1 protein-coding gene is annotated in these 7,968 nt (G+C 43.7%); it reads left to right on the plus strand.

Going from position 1 to position 7,968, the window contains the following annotated elements; all coding sequences use genetic code 11:
* Positions 1–45: 45 nt before the first annotated feature.
* On the plus strand, positions 46–7,860 hold the full coding sequence (locus tag NSQ39_RS07095) for an amino acid adenylation domain-containing protein (RefSeq protein ID WP_341014424.1): 7,815 nt from the start codon (positions 46–48) through the stop codon (positions 7,858–7,860).
* Positions 7,861–7,968 lie beyond the last annotated feature (108 nt).

Genomic DNA, 7,968 nt, shown 5'->3' on the forward strand with positions numbered 1-7,968 from the left:
TGCTTATTTTACACCGTAAGTCTGACGAATGGAGTGATGATTGATATGAGTATAATCGACTTCATAAATGAATTAAAAAAGCAACATATTTTCTTATATCATAACCAAGGAAAAATCAGAATCATTGGCCCTCAGGAATTATTGACCCCTGAATTAAAGCGAAAAATAAAGCAGCATAAAGAAGAAATCATAGCTGCTCTTGAAATCGACGGCGCGAAAAAGGAGCACGGCATTCCGAAAGCTCCGCTGTCCAAAAACGGATGCTACCCTTTATCAAGGGAACAAAAGAGGATGTTTATTTTAAATAAGCTTGACGCAAGCGGAATCGCATACAACATGCCGCTTGCGGTGAAAATAAGAAGCGATTTTCAAATCAGCCGGCTTGAACATGCATGGAGGCAGTTAATCGGCAGGCATGAAGCGTTAAGAACCTCTTTTGAAACGGTCGACGGCGAGCCGGTGCAAAAAATAGAACCGGACGTTGATTTTCATTTGCGATACAGCGAATTGGGAACAGAAAGCATTCAGGAGAAAATCGGGAGGTTTATCAAACCTTTTCGTTTAGAAAAAGCTCCGCTTTTAAGAGCGGAAATCGTAAAAGTCAACGAAGCCGAACACATGATGATGGTTGATATGCACCATATCATATCAGACGGCGTATCCATTGGAATTTTAATGAAAGAACTGGCCGATGTTTGCGGAGGCAAACCATTATCCCCGGTTGTGACGCAATATAAAGATTACTCGGAATGGCAAAGAGAAACCGAGAAAAAAGGCGGGCTGAAGAAGCAGGAAGATTATTGGCTGAATGTTTTTCAAGGCGAAATTCCGGTTTTGAATATGCCGCTTGATTTCGCGAGGCCAAAAAACCGAAGCTTTGATGGCGGCAGAACCGTTTTTGAATTGGATCATGACATGACCGAAAAACTGGGTAGTCTAGCGGCAGAAAACGGCGTTACGATGTATATGCTTCTTTTGACGGTGTATACCATCCTTCTTTCAAAATACACGGGACAGGAAGATATCATTGTAGGTTCGCCGATTGCGGGCAGATCTCATGCCGATTTGAAACATACAATCGGAATGTTCGTAAACACCCTTGCGATGAGAAATTATCCTAAAGGCGACATGACATTTACCGAATACTTAAAAGAAGTAAAAGAACATACGTTAAACGCATATGAAAATCAAGATTATCAATTTGATGCATTGGTTGAAAAATTGGACCTGATAAAAGACACAAGCAGAAACCCGCTGTTTGACACGATGTTTGATCTGCAAAATGCTGATGACTTTAAATTTGATGCCGGCGGAGTGCTTTTTGAACCATACAGCTTTGCATTTGATGTGTCAAAATTTGATGTAAGTCTTACGGCGGTTCATCACGGGGATCATATCAAGCTGGATTTCCAATATTGTACGAAACTGTTTAAAAAAGAAACGATCAAACGAATGGCAAGCCACTTTTTACATCTTTTAAAGGACGCTGTCTATCATCCCGAACGGACATTATGCGAACTCAGCATGATGTCTGTAGAAGAAAAACATACGGTATTACATACATTCAATCATGAGAAAACGGACTATCCGAAACATCAGACAATAAACGGGCTGTTTGAAGATCGCGTTGAAAAAACGCCGAATCATACCGCGGTCATATTTGGAGATGAGCATCTGACATACCGGGAGCTTAACGAAAAATCGAATCAATTGGCGCGGCTGCTCAGAAAAAACGGAGTAAAACCCGATACGGTTGTGGGCATCATGACAGACCGTTCCCTTGAGATGATCATCGGGATCATCGGGATCTTAAAAGCGGGGGGAGCCTATCTGCCGATTGATCCGGACTATCCGGCAGACAGAATAATGTATATGCTTCAAGACAGCGGCGTTGATGCCGTCTTCACACAGGAGCATTTAAAGTCTAAAGCAGAGGGGTTTCAGCTGATTACCGTTGAAGACACCGGGTCTTTCAGTAAAGAAAACCTTCCGCGTGTAAACGATGCCGCCGATTTGGCATATGTCATTTATACTTCGGGTTCTTCCGGCAGGCCAAAAGGAGTGATGACGACTCACCGCAATGTCATCAACTATATTCATTCATTTACGAAAAGGGTTCCATTGCACGAAAACGATACAGTACTCCAGGTCGTATCATTTTCATTTGATGCATTTTCCGAGGAGCTTTATCCGATTTTGGCAAATTCCGGACGGCTTGTGATCAGCAAAAAAATCGGCGATGCGAGCATAGATGAACTGGTGGAAAACATCAACAAGCATCGCGTTACACTCGTGAGCTGCTCCCCGCTGTTATTAAATGAAATAGATAAAAACAAACATTTGGCCTTTCATCAGAATATGAAATTCATCAGCGGAGGAGACGTTTTAAAATATGAGTATGTCGAAAACATCATAAAAGGCGCAGATGTTTATAATTCCTACGGCCCGACGGAAGCGACGGTTTGCGCAACTTATTATAAGTTAAGCGGCGAAGACCGCGCCAGAACGGGCATTCCAATCGGCAGACCTTTAAGCAATTATAAGGTGTATATTGCCGATCGATACGGCCGGCCTCAGCCGGTTGGAATTCCGGGCGAACTGCTGATCGGCGGCGATGGACTGGCGCGTGGATATGTAAACAATAAAAAATTGACAGACACGGCTTTTATATTGGATGCCTCAGGCGAGAGGTTATACCGCACAGGGGATTTAGCGAGATGGCTCCCTGACGGCAATCTCGAATTTTTAGGGAGAATCGATCAGCAGGTCAAAATCCGCGGCTATCGGATCGAGCTCGAAGAAATCGAACACCGACTGCTGGAGAACGGCGATATCAACGAAGCGATCGTCATAGCCAGGGAAGACCGCGGCAAAAATAAATATCTGTGTGCTTACATCACACTAAAAAACAAAGACGCGACGATCGACCAGATCAAAAAATCGCTGGCAAAGAATCTTCCAGATTACATGGTGCCGTCACACTTCGTAAAGCTGGACAAAATCCCGCGTACCATCAATGGAAAGGCGGATATCAAATCACTGCCGGAGCCTGATGCAAGGGAGCTTGCACAAGCGCGATACGAAGCTCCTCGAAATCAGACGGAAGAAAAGCTTTTATCGATCTGGCAGGAAGTATTGGGTACGGAGAAGATCGGCATAAACGATAACTTCTTTGAGATAGGCGGACATTCCCTGAAGGCTTTCTCGCTGGCCGCTAACATTCAAAAAGAATTGAATGCGGAAGTGACGTTGAAGGAAATGTTCAGCCATCCGACGATTAAAGAAATCGCAGCACATATCAAACAAAAACATCAAACGGTTCATTCAGCCATAAAACAAGCGGAGAAGAAGGCGTACTACGCTCTTTCATCCGCCCAAAAAAGATTGTATATTCTCAATCAGATCGAAGACAGCCAAACAGCCTATAACATGCCTTTTGCAATGAAATTAAAGGGCAGGCTCCAGAAGGAAAAGCTTGAAAAAGCCTTCAAAGCATTAATTGACAGACATGAAGGATTCAGGACATCCTTTGTTACGGTGGACGGCGAACCCGTCCAAAAGGTAGAAGAGGAAGTCAACTTTGAAATCACATCCGCCGAATTGGGGAAACAAAGCCTACAGGAACGTATGAATCGATTTATCAAGCCGTTTGACCTTGAAGAAGCGCCCCTTCTAAGAGCAGAGCTTCTCAAGGTGAACGAGGATGAACATATCCTGCTGATTGATATGCACCATATCATTTCAGACGGAATGTCAATGGGGATCTTTATGAAGGAATGGGCTGCATTATATGAAGAAAAGCCATTGCCGCCTTTAAAAATCCAGTATAAAGATTATTCTGAATGGCAAAGAGAATCATATGAAAAAGACAGGATCAAAAAACAGGAAGAATACTGGCTTCATACATTTCAAGATGATATTCCCGTTCTCAACATGCCGACCGATTATCCAAGGCCGCAAATGCAAAGCTTTGAAGGGGACAGGTTCGCATTTAAAATCGGCGGCGAGCTGACCGAAAAATTGAAAACAATCGCCAAAGAAAACGGCGTTACGATGTACATGCTCCTTTTGGCGGGATATACGGTGCTGCTTTCAAAATATACCGGACAGGAAGACGTGATCGTAGGCTCACCGATAGCCGGAAGAACCCATGAGGATGTGGAAAACACGATCGGAATGTTCGTCAACACGCTTGCGATGCGAAATTATCCAAAGGGCGGCAGCAGATTCATTGAGTACTTAAAAGAAGTAAAAGAACATACGTTAAATGCCTATGAAAATCAAGACTATCCGTTCGATGAGCTCGTAGACAAATTAGATTTGGAACGGGATATCAGCAGAAATGCTTTATTTGACACGATGTTTGACATGCAGTCATTGGATGATGCTGAGCCGCAGATAGAAGGGCTCGATGTAGAAACGTGCAGCATGGAGTTCCATATTTCAAAATTCGATTTGTCTTTGGCGGCGGCGGAAACCGCTGATGGGGTAGCCTTCCATCTGGAATATTGCACGAGATTATTTAAAAAAGAAACCGCAGAAACGTTAGCTGGGCACTTCATTCATATATTGAAAGATATTTCAGATCATCCCGAAAAGACATTAAACGAAATCAATATGCTTTCAGAAGAAGAACGGAACGCCGTACTTTATCAATTTAATGATACGAAGACAGGGCATCCGACAGGGATTTTGCCAAAGCTGTTTGAAGAACAGGCGGAAAAAACACCGAATCTTCCGGCAGCGGTCTTTAAGGACCAAACATTGACCTACGGCGAATTAAACGAAAAAGCGAATCAACTGGCAAAAACTTTGCGCAAAAAGGGCGTTCGGCGGGAATCTATCGTCGGAATGATGGCAGAACGTTCATTGGATATGGTGACGGGTGTATTGGCGATCTTAAAAGCCGGAGGCGCATATCTGCCGATCGATCCGGAGTATCCGAGAGAGCGGATCGAATATATGCTCAAAGACAGCGGTGCTGATATATTGCTGATTCAAGACCGCCTCATCGGCAGCATCAGCTTTGCAGGCGAAATCGTGAATATGAGCTCACCGGATGCCTATGCCTCTGATCGAAGCAACCTGGAGCACATCAACTCTTCCGGCGATTTGGCATACGTCATCTATACGTCTGGTACGACGGGAAATCCAAAAGGTGTTATGGTGGAGCACGGAAATCTTATTCATGCCCATTACAACTGGAGAAGGCACTATGAATTAGAGACATTTAAAGTAAACCTGCTGCAGCTGGCGAGCATATCGTTTGATGTTTTTGCCGGAGACTTATGCAGAAGTCTCTTCAACGGCGGAACGATGTATATCGTGCCAAATGACGCGAAGCTGGAAATGAATCTATTATACGAAATGATAAAAAAATATCATATTAATATTTTTGAATCGACGCCAAGCTTTGTGATTCCTTTTATGAAATATATCCATCATCAACATCTGGATATTTCCGGCATGAAACTGCTGATCATGGGGTCAGACAGCTGTGCCATCAAAGATTATAAATGGCTTGTCGAACAGTATGGAAAAAGCATGAGAATCATCAACAGCTACGGTGTTACTGAAGCTTCCGTTGATTCAAGTTATTATGAGGAAGACTTGGAGAATATCCCGGACATAGCGAATACCCCTATAGGAAAACCGTTGGACAATACCGCATTTTATATATTAGATTCCTCATTAAACCCTCAGCCCGTCGGCGTTTATGGAGAGCTGTACATCGGGGGCGAGGGGATTGCAAGAGGATATTTTAACAACCCTGAACTCACGAAGGAGAGATTTGTTCCAAACCGCTTTGACGACGGCGGGAACATGTACAAAACGGGAGACCTGGCAAGATGGCTGCCGGACGGAAATGTTGAATTCCTGGGCAGAATCGATCACCAGGTAAAGATCCGCGGCTTTAGAATCGAAATCAGCGAAATTGAAAGCCGGCTGCTTGGTAAGCAGGATATAAGCGAAGCAGTGGTGATTGACAGGGAAGACGGCAAAGGTCACAAGTACCTGTGCGCCTATATTGTCGCCCAAAAGAACATCCATGCAAATGAACTAAGGGAATATTTGTCCAATCATTTGCCGGACTATATGATACCTTCCTATTTTGTTCAAATCAGCAGGATGCCTCTTACACCAAACGGCAAGGTCGATCGCAAAGCACTTCCGGAACCGGACGAAGATCGATCGGCAATCGAATACGAAGCGCCGCGAAATGAAACGGAAGAAAAACTGGCTGCGGTTTGGCAGGAAGTGCTCGACAGGGACAAAATCGGAATCAATGATAATTTCTTTGAAGTCGGCGGAGATTCAATAAAGGCTCTGCAAATCGTTTCAAGATTATCGAGAGCCGATCTCAAACTTCAGGTGAAGGATCTGTTTACCAACCCTGTCATCAAACATCTCAGCAAATACGTAAAAAAAGAGGCGAAAGCGCGCCAAAACAACGAAATCGTTCAAGGAGAAGCGCCGCTGACCCCGATCCAAAGGGCGTTTTTTGAAGCAAATAAAATAGAGCAGAACCATTACAATCAGGCTTTTATGCTGTACAGAAAAAACGGCTTTGATGAAAAGACCGTCGAAAAGGTTTTCCGCAAACTAGTCGAACAGCACGATGCATTAAGAATGATATACAAAGAGAAAAACGGCGAAATCATTCAGCATAACCGAGGTTTGGAAGACAGCGTCTTCGATTTGTATGTTTATGATATGAAGACGGAAGCGAACCTTGAGGAAATCGTTTATCAGACAGCGACGGCCGTTCAAAAAGAAATCTCAATCCGAGCAGGAAACATGATGAAGCTGGCCATTTTCAAAACAAATAACGGCGACCATCTTTTGATTGCGATTCATCACCTTGTCGTAGATGGAGTGTCCTGGAGAATCTTATTCGAGGATTTTGAGGCCGCCTACAGTCAAGCATTGCAAGGCAAAACAATTGAGCTCGGCTATAAAACCGATTCGTACAAAACGTATTCGGAGAAACTGGCTGAATATGCACAAACCAAAAAGCTTTTCAAAGAAAGAGACTATTGGCGGGACATCTCAAAAGGAACGATGGCATTTCTCCCTAAACAAAGACGCGCAGAGGATAACTATGAAAACAGCAATACGCTCAGCGTTTTTTTGAGCGAAACGGAAACGGAACAACTGCTTGGCGAAGTACACAAAGCATACAATACGCAAATCAACGATATCCTGTTAACGGCTTTGTTAATCACGGCAAGGAAAATGACGGGAGAAAACAAGCTCAAAATTCTCATGGAAGGCCACGGGAGAGAAGACATTTTGCAGGACGTTGATATCAGCAGAACGGTAGGCTGGTTCACCTCAATATATCCCGTATTCATTGATTTAGAAGACGAAACAGAATTGTCCATGACCATAAAAATGGTGAAAGAAACCTTGAGGAAAATACCGAATAACGGAATCGGGTACGGAATCCTGAAATTTTTGTCAAAAGACGAAGAGCTTTTGAAGGATGAAAGGCCTCCGATATTATTCAATTATTTAGGCGAGATCGATCATGATACGGCGGCTGGGCAATTTTCATCATCGAAGCTCCCGAAAGGACAAAGCATCGGGGAAAAAAGCGCAAGAGATGCGTCGGTTGAGATCGACTCAGTCGTTGCCAATCAACAGCTTATCATCAGCACGACGTTTAACCGGAGTGAGTACGGCGATCACACCATTCGTGATTTTAACCAAACGTACAAAGAAAGTCTTCAGACGGTGATCAACCATTGCATGAGCAAGCAGGAAACTGAAAAAACGTCTTCAGACTACGGTTATGACAAAATTTCATTACAAGACCTTGAGGAATTATTGAATGAATATGAATCTGTAGACAGCTAGAACTTCCTGACAAAAGGTTCTGCATCACCCCTTGCAAAAAAGTGCTGCTGCCGGTTTCTTTCGCGGCAGCAGCCGCTGACATTGATGATGTGCATATCGAAAACTAAA

The organism is Bacillus sp. FSL W8-0848 (assembly GCF_038007805.1).
GTDB classification, from domain to species: Bacteria; Bacillota; Bacilli; order Bacillales; family Bacillaceae; genus Bacillus; species Bacillus glycinifermentans.

Coding starts and splice junctions, on each gene's coding strand:
- NSQ39_RS07095 (WP_341014424.1), top strand. CDS start 46: ATGAGTATAATCGACTTCATAAATGAATTAAAAAAGCAACATATTTTC.